The organism is Castellaniella sp., assembly GCF_034675845.1.
Lineage (GTDB): Bacteria > Pseudomonadota > Gammaproteobacteria > Burkholderiales > Burkholderiaceae_B > Castellaniella.
On sequence record NZ_JAUCCU010000001.1, the window covers coordinates 2,291,169 to 2,312,176 of the forward strand.

Sequence of the window (21,008 nt, forward strand, 5' to 3'; positions counted from 1 at the left end):
GCACCCATGAAAATCCGCGCACAAGTCGCCATGGTCCTCAATTTGGACAAATGCATTGGCTGCCACACCTGTTCCATTACTTGCAAGAACGTCTGGACGTCTCGCGAGGGCATGGAGTATGCCTGGTTCAACAACGTCGAAACCAAACCCGGCATCGGTTACCCCAAGGATTGGGAAAACCAGGACCGCTGGAACGGAGGCTGGCGTCGCAAGGTCAATGGCCGTATCGAGCCGCGTCAGGGGGGTAGGCTGAAACTGCTGTCCCGCATTTTCTCCAACCCCAACATGCCTCAGATCGACGATTACTACGAGCCTTTTACCTACGATTACGATTACCTGCAAAAGGCCCCCGAGCGCACGACGCCGCCCGTGGCCCGGCCCCGCTCGCTGATCACCGGCAAGCGCATGGAGAAAATCGAATGGGGTCCCAACTGGGAGGAAATCCTGGGCGGCGAGTTCGCCAAGCGCTCACAGGATTACAACTTCGAGGCTGTCCAGAAGGATATTTACGGGCAGTTTGAAAACACGTTCATGATGTACTTGCCGCGTCTGTGCGAGCACTGTCTGAATCCCACCTGTGTGGCCAGTTGTCCGTCGGGTTCCATCTATAAGCGCGCCGAGGACGGCATTGTCCTGATCGACCAGGATAAGTGCCGTGGTTGGCGCATGTGCATTTCCGGCTGCCCCTACAAGAAAATCTACTACAACTGGAAATCCGGCAAATCAGAAAAGTGTATTTTCTGTTATCCCCGGATCGAGGCAGGCATGCCCACGGTGTGCTCTGAAACCTGTGTCGGGCGGATTCGCTATCTGGGGGTTTTGCTGTACGACGCCGATGGCATCGAGGCCGCCGCCAGCGTGCCCAACGAAAAAGACCTCTATCAGGCTCAACTGGATCTGTTCCTGGACCCGTTCGACCCAGAGGTCCGTCGCCAGGCACTGGCCGATGGTATCCCCGAGAACTGGCTGGATGCCGCCTGCAATTCGCCGGTTTACAAAATGGCCGTCGAATGGAAGATCGCCTTTCCTCTGCATCCTGAATATCGCACCTTGCCCATGGTCTGGTATGTCCCGCCACTGTCGCCCATCCAGTCGGCGGCCAATAGCGGGCAGATCGGCGCCTTTGGCGAGATTCCGGATGTGAAGTCCCTGCGCATCCCCTTGCGCTATCTGGCCAATCTCCTGACCGCCGGCGACGAAGCCCCGGTGTCCAATGCCCTGGAGCGCATGTTGGCGATGCGGGCCTTTATGCGGGCGCGGTCGGTCGATCGCCAGGAACGCCACGATATTCTCGATCAAGTGGGGCTGACGCTGCATCAGGTCGAGGACATGCATCGTTATCTGGCCATTGCCAACTACGAGGATCGTTTTGTCATCCCCACGGCGCACCGCGAAAATGCTGAAAATGCATTTGAAATCCGAGGCGGCTGCGGCTTTACCTTTGGCAATGGTTGTTCGGAAGGCACCTCCGAGGGGTCCTTGTTTGGTAAGCCACGCAACAAGCGCAAGCCGACCGTGGTATTTCTCGATCCGGCCAAGACCGCCTAGGGGGACGCATGACAAAATCTCTCACCCCCCAGGACTCCCCGGTCTTTTCCGTCCTGTCCGTCCTGCTCAGTTACCCCGAGCAGGACTGGTTGGCAGCGCTGCCCGACCTGTCTGATAGCTTGCCGACCCAGGTGCGTCCAGGCATTCAACCCTTGTTCGATTATTTGCGGGGATTCGATGACCTGATCGATTTACAGGAAGAATACGTGGCGACCTTTGATCGGCGGGCCGCGCATTCCCTGCACTTGTTCGAGCACGTCCATGGCGAGTCTCGCGACCGGGGCCAGGCCATGGTCGATCTACAGCACGAATACCTCAAATACGGCCTGGAACCTTCCACCACCGAGCTGCCGGATTATGTTCCGCTGTTCCTCGAATTTCTGGGGCAGATCCCGCCTCCGGCGGCCCAGGAGCTGCTGGGGGATGCCATCCATGTGCTGGCGCGTCTGGGCGATAAGCTGACTGAGGCCGACAGTCCTTATGCCGGCATCTTCGCCCAGCTGCGCAGCATGACCGACGTGCAGCCCGAGGCCCTGCCCGATCCCCCCGAGGGCGAAATGGAGGAAACCATGGTTACCTTCGGTCCGCAGGCCGATGGCACCGAACCCCTGATGATGCGTCGTCCGGGCGATGGTGCGCAGCCCATTGTTATGCACCCGCCCCGTGTGCGAGCCAAACGCCCAAACGGTAGCCAGGCCTAAGGAGACCATCATGAAAGACGCACTCAATTTGTTTTTCTTCGGGGTGTACCCCTATGTCGCGCTGACTGTTTTCTTTTTGGGCAGCCTGATTCGCTTCGAGCGCGAGCAATATACCTGGAAGAGCGATTCCAGCCAGATGCTGCGCCAGGGTAGTTTGCGCTGGGGCAGCAATCTGTTCCATATCGGGATTATTTCGCTGTTTTTGACGCATCTGGTGGGCCTGCTGACGCCGGCGCCTTTGTATCATGCGCTGGGTGTGACCACTGAATTCAAGCAGTTGATGGCAATCATCGTGGGGGCAGTTCTGGGTATTATGTGCCTGATCGGTCTATTGCTGCTGATTCATCGCCGCTGGTCGGAATACCGCTTATTGCATAATTCCAAGGTCTCCGATTGGATCACGCTAATCTGGATTTTGCTCGTGCTGTGCATGGGGCTGGCAACCCTGTTCACCTCGGTTCAGCACCCCGATGGGGCCATCATGGAGCTATTGGCCGATTGGGCTCAGGCCATCGTGACTCTGCGTCCGGAGGCTGCTGTGGCCCATATGATTCCTGTGCCGCTGGTCTACCATATCCATATGGTGCTGGGCATGACCCTGTTCGTCATTTTCCCGTTTACCCGACTGGTGCACGTGTGGTCCGGCTTTGGCGCGGTTACTTTTCTGGTGCGCCCGTGGCAGTTGGTGCGTCCGCGCCGCTGATCCGCTTGTGAGGATCCGGTGCCTGCTCGACACAGGCACCGGCGCTTGCTTAGTCGTTGCATCTAGGAATTTTCATGATCACAGTGAATGACATCACCATTACCGAGGCCGATATTCTGGCCGAGGTGCCCAACCACGAACACGATACTAATCCGCGCTTGGCGGCGGGCCAAGAGCTGGTCCTGCGTGAACTCATTCGCCAACGAGGGGCAGATCTGGATATCCGCGCTGATACCGATGAAGCCCTGCTGGCGGCCGTGCTGGCTGAAGATGTTCGCACCCCTCAGGCTGACGAGGCCAGTTGCCGACGATATTACGAGCAACACGCCGAAGAGTTTCGCGAAGGTGACCTGATTGAGGTCTGGCATATTTTGTTTCAGGCCACGGCGGGACTGGATGTGCAGAAGCTGCGTTCCCATGCCAACCAGCACCTGGCCGAGCTGCATCGCCAGGGGATGGGGCAATTTGTCCATTTTGCGCGGCAGTTCTCCAACTGTCCCACGGGTGCGCAAGGTGGCTCACTGGGCGAACTCACGCGCGGTGAGATGGTGCCGGAATTTGAAAAAGCCGTGTTTGCCATGCCTGAATACACGCTATGGGGCGAACTCATCGAAACCCGTTTCGGTTTTCACATTGTGCGGACTGGCCGCAAGATCGAAGGCCATGTGCTGCCCTTCGAGTCCGTGCACGAACGGCTGGCGACCTGGCTGGAAGAGTCCAGCTATCGGCGGGCCGTGCATCAATATCTGCAGCAATTGGTCGGCGGTGCCCAGATCCAGGGCATCCCCATGCAGGGATCGGATTCTCCGCTGGTGCAATAGGGTTTTATTAGTCAGGTTGCCCGGCTTTTATTTTGCTGGGAGGCAGCACATCTGCCAGCGTGTGGGCGTCCAGATAGTCCATGAATGCTTTCAAGGCCCCGGCGATGACGGGTTTCAGGCCGCAGTGGCTGGCTAGAATGCATTGGTTGTCTGCCCCCATGCATTCGACCAGGGCCAGGTCGTTTTCCATGTCGCGGATCAGCGCACCCAAGGAAATATCAGCGGGGTCGTGGGCCAGTTCCATGCCGCCGTTTTTACCGCGCACTGTCCGGATCCAGCCGTGCTGGGCCAGACGGTGCGTGATTTTCATCAGATGCGGCTCGGAGATCCCATAAAAGCGGGCGACTTCGGCAATGGTGCATAAGCGATCGCGGTGATTGCTGAGATACATCAGCAGCCGCACCGCGTAGTCGCTCATGTTGGTCAGGCGCATGTCTGTGGCCCGCCTATTGAGCCTGTGCCGGCTGGCTGGCGGCAGGTTTTTTAGGGGTGGCGGCAGGGGTGGGTTGGTCTGCGCGTGGTCGGATCAACATCGGAACAAAGCGCCACAGATACAGACCCAGCGACAGAATCCAGGCCACGGCAGCCAGGTGCAGCAGATGCAGGCTGGCCGAAGAAGGCCACAGGGCGGCAAGCCGCAGGATGACGGCAGCGACCATCAGCCAGTGTCCGGCCAGCATGCTGCGGTCCAGCGCCAGGGGGTGGCCCAGGTGACCCAGGGCAGTGCGTGTCAGCATGCCGATGATCAGGATGCAGAAGCCCGCCAAGCCGATCAGGTGGACGTGGGTGGCAGTACGAATCAGGACACCATCGAGGATTGCCGGATCAAACAGGTTGCTGAACTGCCAGGCGGCCGCCAGCAGCCCGATGCCCAGGAACGCATAGCCCAGGTAAAGTATCCACAGCATGGGATTTCGGATGATTGCCAGGGGTTTCCAGTAAAACAGTTGGCCCAGACTGATCAGTCCGGTGATGGCCAGACTGGCCGCCATGATCAGCGGCAATAGATGCGGCCCGCTGCCGGGGGTCATGGGCGTGCCGGTGATTTGGACCAGTACGCCGGCGATAAGCGCCAGGGCGCTGAAGATCATTTGTGCCTGACCGGATTTCATCAGCATGGGGATTTTCAGGCCCTGCACCATGCGCATGGCAAAAAACGGCACCACGCGGCGGGCAATCAGCAGGGCCACGGTCGCCATGCCGATCAACCCCAGATCAAAGCGCTCCATCAGGATGATGTAATTGCCATCCAGAACGGCCAGCAGAAACAGCAGATCGGCAATGCCCAGGGCCAGAATCAGGATGGGCAAACCATAATTGCGACGGCTGCGGCCCTTGAGCATGACGCGTCCCAGCGCGATGGCCGAACCCAGGAAAAACAGCAGCTCGGCAGCCGTGGCGATCCAGAAGCCAGTGATGCCACCCACCAGAAACCCGATTCGGGCAATGCACCAGAGGATGCAGAGCAGCGCCAGTGGCTTGCCGTGCAGGGGGTTGAAGCCTGTCCAGGTGGCGCTGGCCGTCAACAGAAAGCCGATGGCGATGGTGATGATGAAGCCCCACAGCATTTCGTGAGCGTGCCAGGCCACCAGGGTCAGGGGTTCGCCCAGTAACTGCGGGGAAAAAATCCACAAGGCCATCGAGATGACGGCCCAGCTTGCGCCGGCAATATACAGGGGGCGAAAGCCCAGGGCCAGAAAGGCTGCCATCGAAGGCCCGGCGGGCGCTGCGGCAGCAGGCTCTTCAACGTTCAACAGACGAGACATTTTCGTCGAACTCCGTCACAGGTTGGGTGGGCTGGTGGCTGATTTGGTAGCCATACCAGAGGCTGCGCGCGATGCGCTGGGCAAAATCCTGGGCCTGGGCCGCGAAGGCAGGATTATCGAATTCGGCCAGTGTCTGGCGAAACAGATCCAGCCAGCGCACGAACATGGGAGCATCCAGGCCGGGCAGGGCCACATGGCGCGGCATGGGGGTGCCGCTGTACGTGCCTGCACGGCGCAAGAGCGAAGACCAGAAGCGCACCATGCGTTCCAGGTGTTCGTCCCAGTCATCGATATGGGCATCGAATATCGGGCCCAGCACATCGTCCTGGCGTACCCGTTGATAAAAGTGGTGGACGAGGGTGACAATCTCGTCTTCGGTGCAGACAAATGGCTCGTCCATGCAGGTCTCGCAGTCCGTCGATTTTAAAGGTTCCTATTATAGGAATCTTTATGGTTGAACGTAAAGCGAATTAACCTGACGGGCTGTACAGGTTTGCCCCAAGCTTCAGTTATGATCAGCGTCATCTCGTCGGGGCTGGCTCGGCGGGTTTACTGTTTCGATTCTACTTTCTATGCCCCAAACCGTTTTTTTGTCCTGTGTCGTGCCGTGCCTGAACGAACAGGCCAATCTAGGCATTTTATTGCCCGACTTGTTGGCTACATTGGGAACACAGGTGGATGCCCTGGAAATCATCGTTGTCGATGATGGCAGCACAGACGGCACGCCCGATCTGCTGCGGCATTGGTGCAGTCTGCATCCACAGATTCATTATGTGCGTTTGTCCCGGAATTTTGGCAAGGAAGCCGCCCTGACTGCTGGCCTGGAGGCCGCCCGGGGCAATGTGGTGGTGTGCCTGGATGCCGACCTGCAGCATCCGCCCCAAATGATACTGGCTATGCTGGCGCGCTGGCGCGAAGGCATCCAGATGGTCTATGCCGTGCGCGCCACGCGCCAGGACGAAAGTCCCTTCAAACGCATTGGCACCCGCCTGTTCTACTTGCTGATGCGTACGTCCGATGGGCTGAAGGTTCCCCTCAATGCCGGGGATTTTCGCCTGATGGACAGGATGGTGGTGGATGCTTTGTTGCGGCTGCCCGAACGTGATCGTTTCATGAAGGGCTTGTTTGCCTGGGTGGGCTTCGAGGCCGAGCCCATGCCCTATATTCCCCAGCAGCGGCGCCATGGCAGCACGACCTTCAGGCCGCTGAAGCTGCTGCGGTTCGCCGTGGATGGCCTGACGGCCTTCACCACCTGGCCACTACGGCTCCTGAGCCTGGTGGGGGCAGGGCTGTCGCTGGCCACCTTTGCCTATGGCCTGTATATCGTCGTCACGCATTTGATATTTGGCGATCCGGTGCGCGGCTGGGCGACCTTGATTACAGTGGTGCTGTTCTTTGCCGGTGTGAACCTCATGTCGCTGGGGGTGGTGGGCGAATATATCGCCCGTATTTTCACCGAGGTCAAGGCTCGACCCGTTTACCTGGTGCGCGAGCAGATCCGCCCGACGACGGGTGATCAGCCGCCGATGGGGGTGCCGGAGGATCAGCCATGAGGCTCTCAGGAGTGCGTCAAGCCGGCCGTTGGCTGGTGGATGCGGCTGAAGTGGTCTGGGCAGGTCTGCAGGCCCGCACTGCCTGGGGTTGGGTGGCGCTGTGGACATTTTTATGGCTGGCGGCCACCACCTGGACGTATGCCTTGTTGCTGCCGGATGAAGGCCGCTATGTGGGAGTGGCCTGGTCCATGCTGGCCAGCGGGGATTATCTGACGCCCATGCTGAATGGCTTGCCCTTTTTTCATAAGCCGCCGCTGTTTTACTGGCTGACCGCCGGATCGCTGGCGCTGTTTGGCGACAATGCCTGGGCGGGTCGCTTGGTTTCGGTGCTATCGGCGACAGTGATGGTTACCGTCTTCTATGTATTCCTGCGTCGTTACGCCCGGCATTCGGCTGCCCGTCGCACGGTATTGATTCTGGCGGTGCAGCCTTTCTTGTTTGGCGCGGCCCACTATGCAAATCTGGACATGTTGGTGGCGGCGCTCATCAGCCTGACCGTGATGGCGGGGGCGGATGCCGTGTTTCGTCGCGAACAGTCGCGAACAGACCGGGGAGCCTTGTTGTTGATGTACGGGCTGGCAGCGGCCGGGTTTCTTGCCAAAGGCCTGATTGGTGTGGTGTTGCCTGGCGGCGTGCTGTTGTTCTGGTTGCTGGGCAGGCGCCGCTATCGCGCCATCGGCAGACTGCTGTGGTGGCCGGGCATCCTGCTGTTCCTGGTGCTGACGCTGCCCTGGATGGTGGCGATGCAACTGCGCTATCCCGGGTTTTTTGATTACTACATCGTCTACCAGCATTTTCAGCGTTTTCTGGAAACAGGCTTCAATAATCCGCATCCCTTCTGGTTTTATGTGCCGGTGGTGTTGGGTCTGACCCTGCCTTGGTCGATCCAGCTGTGGCGCTGGCTGACTTTGCATGGGCCGCTGCAGGGGGATTTTGTCCCGCCTGCGCATAGCCTGGAACAGGTGGATCGTCGTGTATTGCGCGGTTTGATGCTGTCCTGGCTGGCGGTGGTGTTGGTGTTTTTTTCCATTCCCACGTCCAAGCTCATTGGCTATGTGATTGCGCTGTTGCCGCCTTTGGCCTGGTTCATCCAGGAGACCTTCGAACAACGCGAGGCCGAGACCGCCCCCGGGGTGACGCGCAGTCTGATGCGACATGCGCTGGTCGCGGTGGCGATTTGCCTGACGGCAGTGGTGGCCTTACTGGTTTTTCCTCGGCACAGCACCAAGCCGCTGGCGCAAGTCCTGGCCCGCTCGGTGGTGCCCGGGGAGCAACTGGTGATGTTCAATCTATATGCCTATGATGTGCCGCTGTATGCCAACTGGCGTCAGCCTGTCATTGCGGTGGCGGATTGGGATCAGGTCAAACAATCGCACATTGACGACTGGCGCCGCGAACTGGTCGACGCGGCTGATTTCGCGCCGGTCGCCGGGCAGCAACGTCTGTGGTCTGCCGCCCGCTTGCAGGCGGATCTATGTGGCGCCAGTCATCCTGGTACCTGGCTGCTGGCCTGGCTGGATGAGGTACACCGGCTGCCGGTGCTGGCTGGGCTGGTGCCTGTGGCGCAGGCTGGTCAGATGGGCTTGTGGCATATCCCACCCCTGACAGTGCTCAATGGCTGCGACGGAATGCCCAGTAGCGCCCCAGAATAAATGTCATGCCCGCAATGCCGATCAGGACCAGCGCCAGCAGGATGTCGTAGGGGATGGTGGTCATGGTCAACAAGGTGGCATAGGCGGCCTCGTTGATCGCGAACCCCAGCGCCGATACCAGAAAAAACCGACTGGCCGAGCGCCACAAGGAGGCGTGCTGGTGCCGGAAGGTCAGGCGGTAATGTCCTACGAACGATACCCAGAAAGCCACCAGCCAGCCTGCCACATTGGCCAGTAGCGGAGGCAGGCCCGCTTGAGCCACACAGGTCACGGCCACCGCCCAGTGTGTGGCGGCAGCGGCGCAGCCTACAATGACAAACCAGCCAATTTGGGTAATGAGTTTCCTGAACATGAGTCCTGACTGCGTGAATAACCGCCGCATTGTAGTGTGCGCCGATGACTACGGGATGAGCCCCTCGGTGAATGCCGGCATCCTGGCCTTGGCAGCCCAGGGACGCCTATCGGCCACAAGCATCTTGGTGGATGGCCCGGCGGCTGCCGTGGGCATGCCGGGGCTGCTGGAGACCGGCTTACAGTTGGGTCTGCATCTGAACCTCACCGAGTCCTTTGGACAGCCAGGCCTGTGCCTGCCGTTGCGACAACTGATTCTACAGGCCTATGCTCGTCGTCTGTCGTGTGATCAAGTGCAAAGGGATATCCAACGTCAACTGCAACGATTTCAAGACCTGACCGGTCGCGTGCCTGACTACATTGACGGGCACCAGCATATTCACCAGTTGCCGGGCATACGGACGCCGCTGCTGCAAGCCTTGGATGGGCTCGCCGGGCCGCGGCCCTGGATACGCCATACGGGGCGCCCACGCATGGCGGGACTGCCCTGGCGGCTGCGCTTCAAGGCATGGGTGATTGCCGGGCTAGGGGCGGCCGCCTTGCATCGGCAAGTACAGGCATCAGGGTTTTGTGATAATCCTGGGTTTCTGGGCGTGTATGATTTCACGGGTGGCGTCTCGGCGTATGCCGCTTGGATGGCGCGTTGGCTGGCAGCAGCCCAGGATGGCGACGTGCTGATGTGTCATCCGGCCTTGGGGCTTGATCCCCAGGATGCATTGTCGTCACAGCGCCAGGCCGAATATGCGGTGCTGGCCGGTGCGCAGATGACGCAATGGCTGGCCCAGTACCAGTTGACTATGATGGGGGCGCGTTCCCCCAAGGAGCCCTGATGAGCAACCTACCCATCCAAACCCTCAGTCCGGATTTTTCCGTGGCCCCCCAGTTGCAGGCCGACGATATGCAGGCGCTGGCGGATGCGGGCTTCAAGTCCGTCATTCTCAATCGCCCCGACGGTGAGGGCGGCCCTGATCAGCCCTTGTCAGCGGATGTATTGCAGGCTGCCCAGGCGGCTGGGCTGCAGGCGCGCTACCAGCCGGTCAATGGTGCCGCCATCACCATGGCTGATGTCGCTCAGTTCGCCCAGTTGTTGGCCGAACTGCCCAGCCCGGTATTGGCCTTTTGCCGATCCGGGGCGCGCTGCACAAAACTCTATCAGGCAGCACAGGATGCTGCGCCACATCAATCCCAGGGCTGATCCGACTGTCATTTATGCGACGCAGCAGGTATGCTGAAGTTTCCTGAAACGCTTTTTGGGTGTTCTGCATGTTCAAGAAAATCCTCATCCCCACCGACGGTTCAAAACTCTCGGCCCAGGCCGCCAACAAGGGCGTCTGTTTCGCCCGCACCATTGGGGCTGAAGTCGTGGCGCTGCATGTTTCGCAGCCCTTTGCCGCCACGGTCGGCTTTGATGGCATGGCGGCCGCCTATGCCATTACCGACGAAGATTACGACCGTACTGCGGCCGAACAGGCCCAGAAATACCTGCAACAAGTGCTGGATCGCGCCGCCACCGCAGGGGTCAAGGCCAGCGCAAAAGCCGTGTCCAACTTCAATGTGGCCGATGGCATCGTGCATGCCGCAAAAGAAGAAGGCTGCGATCTGATCTTTATTGGCAGCCATGGCCGCAGCGGTTTGTCCCGCCTGCTGCTGGGTAGCGTCACCGTCAAGGTCCTGGGCTTGGCAAAGGTCGCCACTCTGGTTTACCGCGTCAAAGAAAACGATTAAACCCTTACTTTCGGCCTGGTCGGCCCGATGGCTGGCCAGGGCTGCACCATGAGCCGCGTCATCTATCACCACCCCAAAGACCAGCCTGCGTCCGCGCCCGAGCTCGCTCCCGGCGAGGCCGTGCGTGACACGCACGGGCGGCCGTTGCGCGATTTGCGCATTTCCGTCACCGACCGCTGCAATTTTCGCTGCACCTATTGCATGCCGCGCGAAGTCTTCGGGGCGGACCATGTGTTCCTGCCGCATAGCGCCTTGCTCACCTTCGAGGAAATCACCCAGGTGGCCGCAGTGGCGCTGTCTCAGGGGGTGCGCAAGATCCGCCTGACAGGGGGCGAGCCCCTATTGCGCAAGCAAATCGAAGTCCTGGTGGCCATGCTGGCGGATTTACGCACGCCCGATGGTCAGGTGCCGGAAATCACCCTGACCACCAATGGCACGCTCTTGGCACGTAAGGCCGCATCCTTGGCCCAGGCTGGGCTGAGTCGGGTGACCGTCAGCCTGGATGCGCTGGATGATGCTCTTTTCGAGCGCATGAGCGATAGCGGGGTGCCGGTGGCGACTATTTTGGCGGGTATCCAGGCGGCAGCCGATGCCGGGCTGGCTCCAGTCAAAGTCAATATGGTGGTGCGCAAGGGCATGAACGATGCCCAGATCCTGCCCATGGCGCGCCATTTCCGCCATAGTGGTCATGTCCTGCGGTTCATCGAATACATGGATGTCGGCAACAGCAATGGCTGGCGCATGGACGAGGTCGTCACCGGGGCCGAGATCGTGCGCCTGATCGGCAGCGAATTTCCACTACAGCCCGCGCAGGCACACTATCGGGGCGAGGTCGCAAGTCGCTGGACCTATGCCGATGGTGCCGGTGAGATCGGCCTGATTACCAGCGTTTCTCAGCCGTTTTGTGGGGATTGCACGCGCTTGCGCCTGTCGCCGGAAGGTCGTCTGTTTACCTGTTTGTTCGCTGAACAAGGCCATGATTTGCGTACCCTGCTGCGCTCGGGGGCCAACGAACAAGCCTTGCGGGATCGTTTGGCGGGCATCTGGCAGATGCGCGGGGATCGTTATTCCGAATTACGCGGCCAGGCCCATCGCGACCATAAAATCGAGATGAGCTATATCGGTGGCTGATGCTCATGCCACCGAAGCCTTGGTGCTGGCCGGTGGCCAATCGCGGCGTATGCGCACTCACGCCTTGCCCGCCATTGATAAAGGCTTGATGTATAGACACGGTCAGCCGCAGATATATCACGTTTGCAATTATCTCAGGACCCAGGGGCTGGATCGTGTCTGGATCAGTTCCAACCGCCACGCTCAGGATTACGCGCTATATGGCCAGGTGGTGGCGGATGATCCTGAGTTTCAGGACTGCGGGCCGTTGGCAGGTGTGCTGGCGGGCCTGCGCAATATGCAAGGACAATGGTTGTTTGTCCTGCCGGTGGATGTGGTGCATTGGCCCGATCACATGCTGGCGAGCCTGATGGCTGCAGTCACGCCGTCCCAGCCCGCCTATGCGCGCACGCCGGATGGTCCTCATCCTTTGTGCCTGGTGTTGCATCGCAGTCTGCAAGATGCTTTGGCGGTTTATTTGCGTTCCGGGCAGTGCCGGGTTCAGGCTTGGCTGCGGGTCTGCAATGGGCAGGCGGTGGATTTTCCGGATGCCGACTGTCTGCGCAATCTGAATACGCCAGAGGACTGGATTCAGACCTAGGGCCCCTAGGCCAACCAGTCCGTCAGTGCATACCAATCGACCTCAGTGCCGGGCTGCAATGGCGTGCCAGCAGGAATCCGGGCCAAGCCATCGGCCCAGGCCAGGCTGCTGAGTGCGCCCGAGCTTTGCTGGGTGTGCGGGGTCAGTGTCGGCAAACCTGACGCGGGTTGTCGGGCCTGGATGCGGATGAAGTCATCGCGCTCGCCGCCCAGCGGGCGGTCGCTGGCCAGGATGCCGCGCCGCACGGTGGGCAGGACCTGCTTGCGGCCCTGCAGGCCGCGGATCAAGGGGCTGACCAGCAGAGCGAACACCACAAAGGCGGATACCGGATTGCCGGGCAGGCACACCAGCGTGCGTGCGTGCAAGGTAGCCAGGGCCACCGGCTTGCCGGGTTTCATGCGCACCCGCCAGAGATCCAGGCTGCCGCCCAGGGCCTCGATGGCGGGTTTGACCAAGTCTTTTTCGCCCACCGAGGCGCCGCCGACACTGAGTACCAGGTCGCACTCGTTGGCGAGTTCTGATAGCGCTTGCTGGATGGCGTGATCATTGTCACGGGCATGGCGTAGCTGAACCGGGGCCGTGTGCAGGCCTTGGCATAGGCTGGCCAGCATGGGGGCATTGGAGTTGTAGATTGCTGCGGGCGGCAAGGGCTGACCAGGGGGGACCAGTTCGTCGCCCGTGGTCAGGATGCCGATTTTCAGCCGGGGGAATACAGCCACCTGGTCGATGCCCTGGGCGGCCAGCACAGCGATTTCGCCGGGGGTCAGGATAGTGCCTGCCGCCAGGATGCGGTCACCTTGGCGCATGTCTTCGCCCTGGCGGCGGATATGGCGGCCGACTTGGGCTGTAGCCGTGAAGGTCACGCCGGTTTCATCTTCGTGGCAGTCTTCCTGCATGACGATGGTATCGGCCCCAGCGGGCAGCACGCTGCCGGTAAATAGGCGAATGGCGTGACCGGGCAACAAGGCCTGGGGAGTCTGGCCGGCAAAACAGCGCTGTTGCACAGCCAGGGTAATGGGAATTTGGTGCGTGTCTGCGGCACGCAGGGCATAGCCGTCCATGGCGCTGTTGTCTGCGGGCGGCAGGTTCAGCGTGGCTTGGATATCGGTTGCCAGCACGCGCCCAAGCAGCGCGGCCAAGGGCAGGGTTTCCTGCCCCACCGGGGGCTGGGCACGCTCGGCCAACTGTGCCTGGGCACGATCAAAATCCATCAACATCAGGCATGTCTCCGATACGCGCTGGCAAAATTACAAGGTGGCTGACGACTGTTCAGTTGAGGCTGCAGGATTTTTTCCCAGGCGAGGTGGCAGGCTCCTGTTGAGCCCGGCAGGCAAAACACCAGGGTGTGATTGGCCGTTCCGCCCAGCGCGTCGGATTGCAGGGCCGAAGAACCGATATCCAGCCATGACAGGTGGCGAAAGAGTTCACCAAACCCAGGGATAGCCTGATCCAACAAGGGGCTGACGGCGGCAATCGTGGATTTTTCGTGGGTAAAGCCTGTGCCGCCATTGCAGATGATCACTTCAATGGCCGGGTCGGCAATCCAGTCGCTCAGGACTTTACGAATCTGGTAGCGGTCGTCGACGCACAGCCCCCGGGTGTGCAGGATATGTCCGGCATCTTGCAGGGCGGTACTGAGGTAATCGCCGCTGCTGTCGTCAGCAGTTGTGCGGCGGCTGGAAATCGTCAGTACGGCACAGTGCAGGCTGACGGCGGGAAGAGAGGGGTCGGCTTTCATGGATGGTCGGGGAGAGATTCCCATTGGGCGGTTTTTTGAGCATCGGCGTCTTGCTGCTGGACCCAGAACGCCTGGCCATCGGCCAGGGTTTCGCGTTTCCAGAAAGGTGCCCGGGTTTTCAATGTGTCGATGATGTATTCACAGGCGCGAAAGGCGTCGCCACGGTGGACGCTGGAGACGCCAACAAAAACAATGGGCTCGCCTAGTGCGAGTTCGCCGACCCGGTGCACCACCAGCGTATCCAGAATATCCCAGCGCTGCTTTGCGTGATCGCAAAGTAATTGGATTTCGCGTTCGCACATGCCGGGGTAGTGTTCCAGGGTCAGGCTGTGGGATTGCGTATCGGGGCTGTAATCGCGCACGGTACCAAGAAAATGGACAAATGCGCCTGCCTGGCCCGCGCTGCGTACTTGCAGCTGATTGATCAGTGCAGCCGTGTCAAAGCATTCGGTCTGGATTAGAACCATGGTTGGTCTCGGGGAAAATCGTGCCGTGCGTCGGCCATCAGCCGCCGGTGACGGGTTCGAAGACGGCGACTTCATCGCCGGGGGAAATCAGGGCATCGCGCCCGGCGTGCTCCTGGTTAATGGCGATTTTCAGGCGATTTGCGGCACCCAGGGCTGGGCAACGGGTCGCCAGGGCGTCCAGCCAGGCCCCGGCCTGCACCGGTGCGTTCAATGGCAGAATTTCCTGGCGGGTGCCCAGGTGTTCGGCCACCTGGGCAAAATACAGGACCTTAATCGTGGCGCCATTCACCGCTTTTACCTCCGGATTTATAGACCAGTCGCACCTGATCGATGACGATGCCTTTGTCGGCAGCCTTGCACATATCGTAGACCGTCAGCGCGGCGACGGTGCAGGCGGTCATGGCCTCCATTTCGACGCCCGTTTGATGGTTGGTGCGGCAGGTGCTGCGAATGGTCAGGGTATGGCTGGCATCGTCGGCCACGAAGTCCACCCCCACAAAACTGAGGGGCAGGCTGTGACACAGGGGAATGAGTTCGGCACAGCGCTTTGCCGCCAGAATACCGGCCACGCGGGCGGTGTTCAGGACTTCGCCCTTGGCGTTATCCTGGGCTGAGAGCAGGCGCCATGCGTGTGGGCTGAGACGTACCTGGCCTTGGGCAATGGCGCAGCGCGCCGTGGCAGCCTTATCGCCGACATCCACCATACGTACTTGACCGTTTTCGTCCAGGTGCGTCAGGGTGGGAGAGACTTCGTTTTCTTTCATCGTTCTATCATATCGGATATTTCGTTCAGATTGCCGCCGAGTCGGTCGTGCGGTATCCACCGGATTTGTTCATGGCCAAGACCATCGGCGCTTTCTTTTCCCTTTATCTCGCTACCCTGATTCTGTTGCTCAGTTCGGGGCTGTTCAATACCTATCTGGGGCTGCGGCTGACGGCGGAATCCGTTTCCGAGGTCTGGGTCGGTGCCATGATTGCATCGTACTACCTGGGCCTGGTGCTGGGGGCCAGGTTCGGGCACCGCCTGATCATCCAGGTGGGGCATATCCGTGCTTATGCGGCCTGCGGGGCGATCACCACCATCAGCATCCTGCTCATGGTCATGGTGCATGATCTCTGGTTCTGGCTGGTGTTGCGCCTGATCGCTGGTCTGTCCATGGTGTGCTTGTTCGTGTCCATCGAGAGCTGGCTGAACGAGCAGACCGAAAATGCCTCCCGGGGCACGGTATTTGCGTTTTACATGGTGGCCACAGGATTGGGGACGGTCTTTGGGCAACTCACCTTGGGGTTGTTCCCGGACCTGGATTATCAGCCGCTGGTGTTTGCCGCGATCTGCTGTGTCCTCAGTTTGCTGCCCATCACCTTGACGCGGCGCATGCACCCGGCTTTGCAAGTACCTGCCCCCCTGGCCGTGCGTTATTACCTGGCTCGTGTCCCCCTGTCTCTGACCGTCTTGTTCATCGCCGGCCTGCTGAATGGCGCTTTTTATGGCCTGGCACCGGTGTATGGTCTGCAACAAGGCATGGACAATCATCAGGTGGGGGTTTTTCTGGCGGCTTCGTTGGCGGCTGGCCTGCTCTGCCAGTGGCCAATAGGCTGGTTGGCCGATCGCGTCAGCCGGGTCACCCTGATTCGGGTGGGTGCCTTGGTGCTGGTGGTGCTGGGGGTGCCGTTGTGGGGCTGGTTGCAGTTTTCCTATCCAGCCCTGGTGGGGTTTTCGATTGTGCTGGGGGTGGTGCAGTTCACGCTCTATCCCATGGGCACATCGTTTGCCAACGATAACGTCGATCCAGAACGGCGGGTGGGGCTTAGCGCCCTGCTGTATATGGTCTATGGGGTAGGAGCCTGTCTGGGCCCGCTGCTGGTGGGTCTGCTGATGCGTGTCTGGGGTGGCGATATGTATTTCGTTTTTGTCTCGGCATGTGCGGCGGTGCTGGTGATCTTTATCCGGGAACAGCGTGTTCGCGGCGATCACGTCAGTGTGGATGCGCCGACACAGTTTGTGCCCATGGCCGATACCTTGCAAAATGCCCACGTCATGGCCGTGCTGGACCCCCGGGTCGATATAGAACGCGATATTTCGCATGATCCGATCCCTGAGGCGGAAATTCCTTTGCCCGAAGGCCCAGCAGCGGATCAGGCTGACTCAGCGGGGAAAAAGCAGGACGATGGCAATCAGGGCCAGGGCGATACCGCCCAGGTTGGTTCGGCTAAGCCGCTCTCTGAATAATCCGGCCCCCACCAGCGCTCCCACTGAAATCACCCCGATGTTCATGGCGGCAAACACCAGGGTGGGGTTTTCCGGATAGGTCTGATGGGCGCGGATATAGAAATAAATATTGCTGAAATTCAAGCCTCCCAGCAAGGCGCCGGATGCCAGGCTGCGGATATCCCAGGTGGTCCGACGTAGCACCAGCCACAGCCCCATCAGCGTCCCGGCCAACATAAAGCTCAGTAGCAGCGTACTGGTGAAGCCAGACCCGGTGCGGGCCATTTGCTTGAACAAAATATCGATGATGCCGTAGCCCGCCCAGACCCCCAGCAGGGATAGCCAGAACAGCCGTCCGGTGTAGCTGGCTGGTGCTGTGCTGTCGGCGGGAACCCTGGGGCGGCGCAGCAGGCAGGCCAAGGCGGCCAGGGCCAGCATGATGCCGATGATCTTCTGTCCGGACGGGGACTCGTTGAAAATCAGAAATGCGGCGGCGATCGGCACAATCAGCGAGAGGCGCTGGGCAGTGTCGCTGAGGACAATGCCGGCCTGACGCACGGCCGTCGCCATGATCAAAAATACCGAAGGCAGCAACACCCCCAGCAGGATCAAGATGGTCCAGCCTGTCGGCGTTTGCTGGCCCAGGGTCTCCAGGGGGGGGCGCAGCAGCCACAGGCACAGGGCGCAGGCCATCACGTAATTCATGAAGATAGCCTGCTCGATCTGCAGTCGATAGTGCCGGGCGAGCTTCAGGAAAACGGACACCAGAACGCTGAAGCTGATGCTGAGAATTAATGTATGCATGGTGGGCTCAGGCCTTGTGCAGATCAGAGGACATGGGCATGCTCACCAGGCCAAGGCGCTGGAACAGGCTGGCATCGGCCTCGGCCCTGGGGTTGGCGGTGGTCAATAGCTGTTCACCGTGAAAGATTGAATTGGCGCCGGCCATGAAACACAGCGCCTGGGTGCTGTCGTGCATGGATTCGCGGCCTGCCGACAGGCGCACGACGGTTTTGGGCATCACGATCCGGGTCACTGCAATGGTGCGCACGAATTCCAAGGGGTCCAGGTCCGGCGCGTCGGCCAGCGGGGTGCCGGGCACCTTGACCAGTTGGTTGATGGGGACGGACTCTGGATAGGGCAGCAAGCTGGCCAGCGTCGCAATCAGGTCGGCACGGACTTCGCGGGACTCACCCAGGCCGACGATGCCGCCACAGCAGACTTTCAGGCCCGCGTCACGCACGCGCTGCAGGGTCTCCAGACGGTCGTCATAGGTGCGGGACTGAATGATTTCGCCATAGTAATCCCGTGAGGTATCCAGGTTGTGATTGTAATAATCCAGTCCTGCCGCCTTCAGGCGTTCGGCTTGACCGGGCTTCAACATGCCCAGCGTGACGCAGGTCTCCATGCCCAGGGCCTTGACAGCCTGTACGTGTGCGATCACGCCATCCAGTTGCTTTTCGGTGGGCGAGCGCCAGGCAGCCCCCATGCAAAACCGTTGGGCGCCGGCTGCCTGGGCTGTGCGGGCGGCCGCCAGCACCTGGGGCAAGGGCATCAGAGGGGCTGATTCCACGTCGGTGGCATGGCGCGAAGACTGAGGACAGTAAGCGCAGTCTTCCGGACAGGCCCCGGTCTTGATGGATAGCAGGCTGGATTGCTGCACAGCGTTGGCGGGGTGGTGTTGGCGATGCACGGTTTGGGCGCGTAGCAGCAGATCGTTCAGGGGCAGGGCAAACAAGTCCAGAATTGCCTGGGCGGGCCAGGCGGATTCCAGTGTTTCGTGTCGCAGACAGTCAGGCATGGAAAGCAGCCAAAGAGATGAAAACAGCGGCGATGGTAGGCCGCGCAGGACGTGAATGCAATTGCCCGAGCTTTGTTAAAAATCATTAAGTTTTCTCTATTTCTTTCTAATGTCATTAAAGTGTGTATCTGAAGCGTGTGTTAGGCATTGAATTTCCTGGAGGGGACATGCCAAATTTCTATGTTAATAATTGTAATTTCTGCGAATTTATCTATTTTTTGGCACCACGCGAAAAGGTGCAAGTTGTTTGATAAATAAAAAAAATACATTTTAATTATGTAATTTATGTATTATTAGCTGAATAATATGTTACTTAGCAATACGACTTGGTGACATAATTTATTTTCGTGCCTTGTACGGCCTCTGCATGACAAATCACGTCCCACATGAGTACCAATGACTTCGCATCTCACGCCTGTTTCTGGAAACTCAATCGATCATATTGATCTGCACCTGCAGGAAACGCCTGTCGAGCGTCGGCGCTTACAGGCCGGAGGGGTGTATTGCATTGGTTTGCCGCACATCTCAGCTTTGTCTGTCCCGTGGCGCTGACCCGGGCGACGCGCCTGCGTGATGACGATGATTGGCGCGTGCGTAGCGTGCGCAGCGAAACCGCTGAACTGTATGAGCGCCGCAATCCTACCCTGACTGTGCAGGAAGACACGGCTTTCCGCCGTGATGGTGCGCCTGGCGTGTCACGCTTGTGGTCAGGCACCAGCATTGCGCGTTTGGATATCCCGCTAGGCCGGGGACGGGCATTTATTCAAGCCGATCATGTGCGCCTGGATGCCGGTACTTTTGATACGGATGACACGGGCAGCCACACGGAATGGTTTGGTACCTGCAATATGCAGGGTGCGGATGCAGGCGGGGTCACCCGATCCTTGCCGGGCTGCTCAGGTGGCCTGAGCCAGACCGCCATAGGGACCGGCGTAGCCCTGGGCTATGTCGATGATCGGTGGGCCGTCGATCTGGGGCATAGCCCCTTTGGATTTGAAGTCAGTAATTGGTTGGGGGGTATCAGCTATCGGGGGGATCTGGGCCAGTTGGGCTGGCGCCTGAGCTTGTCGCGCCGCCCCATGAGCAACTCTCTGTTGTCTTATGCGGGAACTGTCGATCCGCGTACAGGGCAGGCCTGGGGCGGGGTGGTGGCCACAGGGCCCAGCCTGGGCTTAAGCTGGGATCAGGGCGGGCGCGACGGCGTGTGGGCTGACATCAGCCATCAGCGCCTGACTGGAAAAAATGTCGCCGACAATACACGCACGCGGCTAATGGGCGGGTATTACCGTCGTCTGATCAATCGGGTGGATACCGAGTTCACCCTGGGATTGAATGCCATGTACTGGACCTATCAGAAGGATCTCAGCGAATACACCCTGGGGCAGGGTGGCTACTACAGCCCGCAACGGTATTTTTCCTTGTCGCTGCCGGTGCGCTACGCCCACCGCACTGCGGATTGGTCTTACACCATCGGCGGCTCTGTCTCCCGATCTTGGTCCAGAACGGCGGATGGGACGTATTACCCGCTGCCGGGCCTGCTGGGCAGTCCACTGAATACGCTGGCAGGCCAAGGCGTTTCGGCGGCCAGCGTGATGGCGGCCAGTCAGACCACGGGTTCTGGTGGCGGGGGCTTTGGCTATCAGTTGCAGGCGTCTGCGGAACGTCGGCTAAATAACCATTGGGTGTTGGGTGCGGCGCTGGACCTACAGAAAAGCCAGGATTATTCTCCCAGTAGGGCATTGATTTATTTGCGTTATACCTTTCAGCCCTGGCAGGGCAACCTACCCTTGCCGGTGTCGCCGATCACCGCCTATTCCGAGTACAAGTAGCTTGGGATCGGCGTTGCTTACAATTTGTTTCCACGTATTTTGGTCAAAAGCCCCAATCGACTTGCACACGTCTAAAAAATTGTGCATAATCTCGCTTCTTCGTTGATGAAGACCTTGTTTGGGGGTATAGCTCAGCTGGGAGAGCGCTTGCATGGCATGCAAGAGGTCAGCGGTTCGATCCCGCTTACCTCCACCAAACTCTTCAACGATGAATGAAGTATCGATGTACTGTCCCCTTCGTCTAGAGGCCTAGGACACCACCCTTTCACGGTGGGTACAGGGGTTCGAATCCCCTAGGGGACGCCAGTTAATGGCATCGCTTGGAGCGGTAGTTCAGTTGGTTAGAATACCGGCCTGTCACGCCGGGGGTCGCGGGTTCGAGTCCCGTCCGCTCCGCCAACTATTCAAAAACCTGATAGCTTAACAGCTATCA

At 59.7% G+C, this 21,008-nt stretch carries 24 protein-coding genes and 3 tRNA genes; 16 read left to right on the plus strand and 11 right to left on the minus strand.

The annotated features are described in order from the left end of the window. The first annotated feature begins 6 nt into the window (after positions 1-6). The 4 genes from narH (at position 7) to VDP81_RS11015 (ending at position 3,773) form a co-directional block, all read left to right on the plus strand. On the plus strand, positions 7-1,548 hold the full coding sequence (gene narH, locus VDP81_RS11000) for a nitrate reductase subunit beta (RefSeq protein ID WP_322996312.1): 1,542 nt from the start codon (positions 7-9) through the stop codon (positions 1,546-1,548). An 8-nt stretch (positions 1,549-1,556) separates the two neighbouring features. Next, positions 1,557-2,249, plus strand: a complete 693-nt coding sequence (narJ, locus tag VDP81_RS11005; RefSeq protein ID WP_322996313.1) for a nitrate reductase molybdenum cofactor assembly chaperone — start codon at positions 1,557-1,559, stop codon at positions 2,247-2,249. A gap of 10 nt (positions 2,250-2,259) precedes the next feature. Beyond that, positions 2,260-2,952: a respiratory nitrate reductase subunit gamma gene (gene narI / locus VDP81_RS11010; RefSeq protein ID WP_322996314.1), complete on the plus strand. Its 693-nt coding sequence runs from the start codon at positions 2,260-2,262 to the stop codon at positions 2,950-2,952. A 74-nt stretch (positions 2,953-3,026) separates the two neighbouring features. Further along, a complete protein-coding gene (locus VDP81_RS11015) occupies positions 3,027-3,773 on the plus strand; it encodes a peptidylprolyl isomerase (RefSeq protein ID WP_322996315.1) in 747 nt (248 codons plus the stop codon). A gap of 7 nt (positions 3,774-3,780) precedes the next feature. Here VDP81_RS11015 and VDP81_RS11020 read toward each other — a convergent pair whose 3' ends face one another. From VDP81_RS11020 to VDP81_RS11030, 3 genes are read right to left on the minus strand one after another with little or no spacing between them, the layout of a single operon-like run. Next, positions 3,781-4,206: an Rrf2 family transcriptional regulator gene (locus tag VDP81_RS11020; RefSeq protein WP_323012318.1), complete on the minus strand. Its 426-nt coding sequence runs from the start codon at positions 4,204-4,206 to the stop codon at positions 3,781-3,783. A 13-nt stretch (positions 4,207-4,219) separates the two neighbouring features. Then, positions 4,220-5,539 (minus strand): NnrS family protein, encoded by a 1,320-nt coding sequence (locus VDP81_RS11025; RefSeq protein ID WP_322996317.1) that lies wholly within the window; start codon positions 5,537-5,539, stop codon positions 4,220-4,222. Continuing rightward, on the minus strand, positions 5,517-5,939 hold the full coding sequence (locus VDP81_RS11030; RefSeq protein ID WP_322996318.1) for a group III truncated hemoglobin: 423 nt from the start codon (positions 5,937-5,939) through the stop codon (positions 5,517-5,519). The genes VDP81_RS11025 and VDP81_RS11030 overlap by 23 nt, the downstream gene beginning before the upstream one ends. Before the next feature lie 172 nt (positions 5,940-6,111). On the opposite strand from VDP81_RS11030, the gene VDP81_RS11035 reads away from it, so the two are divergent. Continuing rightward, on the plus strand, positions 6,112-7,092 hold the full coding sequence (locus VDP81_RS11035; RefSeq protein ID WP_322996319.1) for a glycosyltransferase family 2 protein: 981 nt from the start codon (positions 6,112-6,114) through the stop codon (positions 7,090-7,092). Continuing rightward, entirely contained in the window at positions 7,089-8,744 is a 1,656-nt protein-coding gene (locus VDP81_RS11040; protein ID WP_323012319.1) for a glycosyltransferase family 39 protein, read from the plus strand. The genes VDP81_RS11035 and VDP81_RS11040 overlap by 4 nt, the downstream gene beginning before the upstream one ends. Here VDP81_RS11040 and VDP81_RS11045 read toward each other — a convergent pair. Then, entirely contained in the window at positions 8,704-9,096 is a 393-nt protein-coding gene (locus VDP81_RS11045; protein ID WP_322996321.1) for a GtrA family protein, read from the minus strand. The two genes, VDP81_RS11040 and VDP81_RS11045, sit on opposite strands and share 41 nt — an antisense overlap. On the opposite strand from VDP81_RS11045, the gene VDP81_RS11050 reads away from it, so the two are divergent. The 5 genes from VDP81_RS11050 (at position 9,095) to mobA (ending at position 12,531) form a co-directional block, all read left to right on the plus strand. Further along, entirely contained in the window at positions 9,095-9,925 is an 831-nt protein-coding gene (locus VDP81_RS11050) for a ChbG/HpnK family deacetylase (RefSeq protein ID WP_322996322.1), read from the plus strand. The two genes, VDP81_RS11045 and VDP81_RS11050, sit on opposite strands and share 2 nt — an antisense overlap. Beyond that, positions 9,925-10,290: a TIGR01244 family sulfur transferase gene (locus tag VDP81_RS11055; RefSeq protein WP_322996323.1), complete on the plus strand. Its 366-nt coding sequence runs from the start codon at positions 9,925-9,927 to the stop codon at positions 10,288-10,290. Before VDP81_RS11050 ends, VDP81_RS11055 begins: the two co-directional genes overlap by 1 nt. Before the next feature lie 68 nt (positions 10,291-10,358). After that, positions 10,359-10,820, plus strand: coding sequence for a universal stress protein (locus VDP81_RS11060; protein WP_322996324.1), 462 nt, complete (start codon positions 10,359-10,361; stop codon positions 10,818-10,820). 48 nt (positions 10,821-10,868) lie between these two features. Further along, positions 10,869-11,951 carry a GTP 3',8-cyclase MoaA gene (gene moaA / locus VDP81_RS11065; protein WP_322996325.1) on the plus strand — a complete coding sequence of 361 codons (1,083 nt, stop codon included), beginning with the start codon at positions 10,869-10,871 and terminating at the stop codon, positions 11,949-11,951. Then, the gene (gene mobA / locus VDP81_RS11070; protein WP_323012320.1) at positions 11,944-12,531 is read left to right on the plus strand and encodes a molybdenum cofactor guanylyltransferase; all 588 of its coding nucleotides are present in this window, start codon (positions 11,944-11,946) and stop codon (positions 12,529-12,531) included. Before moaA ends, mobA begins: the two co-directional genes overlap by 8 nt. 5 nt (positions 12,532-12,536) lie before the next feature. On the opposite strand, the gene glp is transcribed toward mobA, so the two are convergent. The 5 genes from glp to moaC are packed head-to-tail and all read right to left on the minus strand — an operon-like array spanning position 12,537 to position 15,500. Further along, on the minus strand, positions 12,537-13,745 hold the full coding sequence (gene glp, locus VDP81_RS11075; protein WP_416233249.1) for a gephyrin-like molybdotransferase Glp: 1,209 nt from the start codon (positions 13,743-13,745) through the stop codon (positions 12,537-12,539). Between the two features lie 2 nt (positions 13,746-13,747). Continuing rightward, the gene (locus VDP81_RS11080; protein WP_322996328.1) at positions 13,748-14,269 is read right to left on the minus strand and encodes a molybdenum cofactor synthesis domain-containing protein; all 522 of its coding nucleotides are present in this window, start codon (positions 14,267-14,269) and stop codon (positions 13,748-13,750) included. Continuing rightward, entirely contained in the window at positions 14,266-14,736 is a 471-nt protein-coding gene (locus VDP81_RS11085) for a molybdenum cofactor biosynthesis protein MoaE (RefSeq protein WP_322996329.1), read from the minus strand. The genes VDP81_RS11080 and VDP81_RS11085 overlap by 4 nt, the downstream gene beginning before the upstream one ends. Before the next feature lie 37 nt (positions 14,737-14,773). Next, positions 14,774-15,025, minus strand: a complete 252-nt coding sequence (locus tag VDP81_RS11090; RefSeq protein ID WP_322996330.1) for a MoaD/ThiS family protein — start codon at positions 15,023-15,025, stop codon at positions 14,774-14,776. Then, positions 15,006-15,500, minus strand: coding sequence for a cyclic pyranopterin monophosphate synthase MoaC (gene moaC / locus VDP81_RS11095; RefSeq protein ID WP_323012322.1), 495 nt, complete (start codon positions 15,498-15,500; stop codon positions 15,006-15,008). The genes VDP81_RS11090 and moaC overlap by 20 nt, the downstream gene beginning before the upstream one ends. Positions 15,501-15,571: 71 nt before the next feature. On the opposite strand from moaC, the gene VDP81_RS11100 reads away from it, so the two are divergent. Further along, positions 15,572-16,966: an MFS transporter gene (locus VDP81_RS11100; RefSeq protein ID WP_322996332.1), complete on the plus strand. Its 1,395-nt coding sequence runs from the start codon at positions 15,572-15,574 to the stop codon at positions 16,964-16,966. Here the strand turns inward: VDP81_RS11100 and VDP81_RS11105 are convergent. Together VDP81_RS11105 and bioB are read right to left on the minus strand one after the other, a co-directional pair. Next, the gene (locus VDP81_RS11105) at positions 16,883-17,749 is read right to left on the minus strand and encodes an EamA/RhaT family transporter (protein ID WP_322996333.1); all 867 of its coding nucleotides are present in this window, start codon (positions 17,747-17,749) and stop codon (positions 16,883-16,885) included. The two genes, VDP81_RS11100 and VDP81_RS11105, sit on opposite strands and share 84 nt — an antisense overlap. Before the next feature lie 7 nt (positions 17,750-17,756). Continuing rightward, positions 17,757-18,746 (minus strand): biotin synthase BioB, encoded by a 990-nt coding sequence (gene bioB / locus VDP81_RS11110; protein ID WP_322996334.1) that lies wholly within the window; start codon positions 18,744-18,746, stop codon positions 17,757-17,759. 503 nt (positions 18,747-19,249) lie between these two features. Here bioB and VDP81_RS11115 point away from each other — a divergent pair. From VDP81_RS11115 to VDP81_RS11130, 4 genes are all read left to right on the plus strand, one after another. Beyond that, the gene (locus VDP81_RS11115) at positions 19,250-20,575 is read left to right on the plus strand and encodes a cellulose synthase subunit BcsC-related outer membrane protein (protein ID WP_322996335.1); all 1,326 of its coding nucleotides are present in this window, start codon (positions 19,250-19,252) and stop codon (positions 20,573-20,575) included. Positions 20,576-20,695: 120 nt separating this feature from the next. Beyond that, a tRNA-Ala gene (locus VDP81_RS11120) sits at positions 20,696-20,771 on the plus strand. Positions 20,772-20,805: 34 nt separating this feature from the next. Beyond that, positions 20,806-20,881: transfer RNA gene (locus VDP81_RS11125), tRNA-Glu, on the plus strand. Between the two features lie 16 nt (positions 20,882-20,897). After that, positions 20,898-20,974, plus strand: a tRNA-Asp gene (locus tag VDP81_RS11130). Positions 20,975-21,008 lie beyond the last annotated feature (34 nt).

Excerpts from the sequence above, each read along its gene's own strand:
- narH (WP_322996312.1), top strand. The coding sequence starts at position 7 with ATGAAAATCCGCGCACAAGTCGCCATGGTCCTCAATTTGGACAAATGC.
- narJ (WP_322996313.1), top strand. The coding sequence starts at position 1,557 with ATGACAAAATCTCTCACCCCCCAGGACTCCCCGGTCTTTTCCGTCCTG.
- narI (WP_322996314.1), top strand. The coding sequence starts at position 2,260 with ATGAAAGACGCACTCAATTTGTTTTTCTTCGGGGTGTACCCCTATGTC.
- VDP81_RS11015 (WP_322996315.1), top strand. The coding sequence starts at position 3,027 with ATGATCACAGTGAATGACATCACCATTACCGAGGCCGATATTCTGGCC.
- VDP81_RS11020 (WP_323012318.1), bottom strand. The coding sequence starts at position 4,206 with ATGCGCCTGACCAACATGAGCGACTACGCGGTGCGGCTGCTGATGTAT.
- VDP81_RS11025 (WP_322996317.1), bottom strand. The coding sequence starts at position 5,539 with ATGTCTCGTCTGTTGAACGTTGAAGAGCCTGCTGCCGCAGCGCCCGCC.
- VDP81_RS11030 (WP_322996318.1), bottom strand. The coding sequence starts at position 5,939 with ATGGACGAGCCATTTGTCTGCACCGAAGACGAGATTGTCACCCTCGTC.
- VDP81_RS11035 (WP_322996319.1), top strand. The coding sequence starts at position 6,112 with ATGCCCCAAACCGTTTTTTTGTCCTGTGTCGTGCCGTGCCTGAACGAA.
- VDP81_RS11040 (WP_323012319.1), top strand. The coding sequence starts at position 7,089 with ATGAGGCTCTCAGGAGTGCGTCAAGCCGGCCGTTGGCTGGTGGATGCG.
- VDP81_RS11050 (WP_322996322.1), top strand. The coding sequence starts at position 9,095 with ATGAGTCCTGACTGCGTGAATAACCGCCGCATTGTAGTGTGCGCCGAT.
- VDP81_RS11045 (WP_322996321.1), bottom strand. The coding sequence starts at position 9,096 with ATGTTCAGGAAACTCATTACCCAAATTGGCTGGTTTGTCATTGTAGGC.
- VDP81_RS11055 (WP_322996323.1), top strand. The coding sequence starts at position 9,925 with ATGAGCAACCTACCCATCCAAACCCTCAGTCCGGATTTTTCCGTGGCC.
- VDP81_RS11060 (WP_322996324.1), top strand. The coding sequence starts at position 10,359 with ATGTTCAAGAAAATCCTCATCCCCACCGACGGTTCAAAACTCTCGGCC.
- moaA (WP_322996325.1), top strand. The coding sequence starts at position 10,869 with ATGAGCCGCGTCATCTATCACCACCCCAAAGACCAGCCTGCGTCCGCG.
- VDP81_RS11080 (WP_322996328.1), bottom strand. The coding sequence starts at position 14,269 with ATGAAAGCCGACCCCTCTCTTCCCGCCGTCAGCCTGCACTGTGCCGTA.
- VDP81_RS11085 (WP_322996329.1), bottom strand. The coding sequence starts at position 14,736 with ATGGTTCTAATCCAGACCGAATGCTTTGACACGGCTGCACTGATCAAT.
- moaC (WP_323012322.1), bottom strand. The coding sequence starts at position 15,500 with ATGAAAGAAAACGAAGTCTCTCCCACCCTGACGCACCTGGACGAAAAC.
- VDP81_RS11100 (WP_322996332.1), top strand. The coding sequence starts at position 15,572 with ATGGCCAAGACCATCGGCGCTTTCTTTTCCCTTTATCTCGCTACCCTG.
- VDP81_RS11105 (WP_322996333.1), bottom strand. The coding sequence starts at position 17,749 with ATGCATACATTAATTCTCAGCATCAGCTTCAGCGTTCTGGTGTCCGTT.
- bioB (WP_322996334.1), bottom strand. The coding sequence starts at position 18,746 with ATGCCTGACTGTCTGCGACACGAAACACTGGAATCCGCCTGGCCCGCC.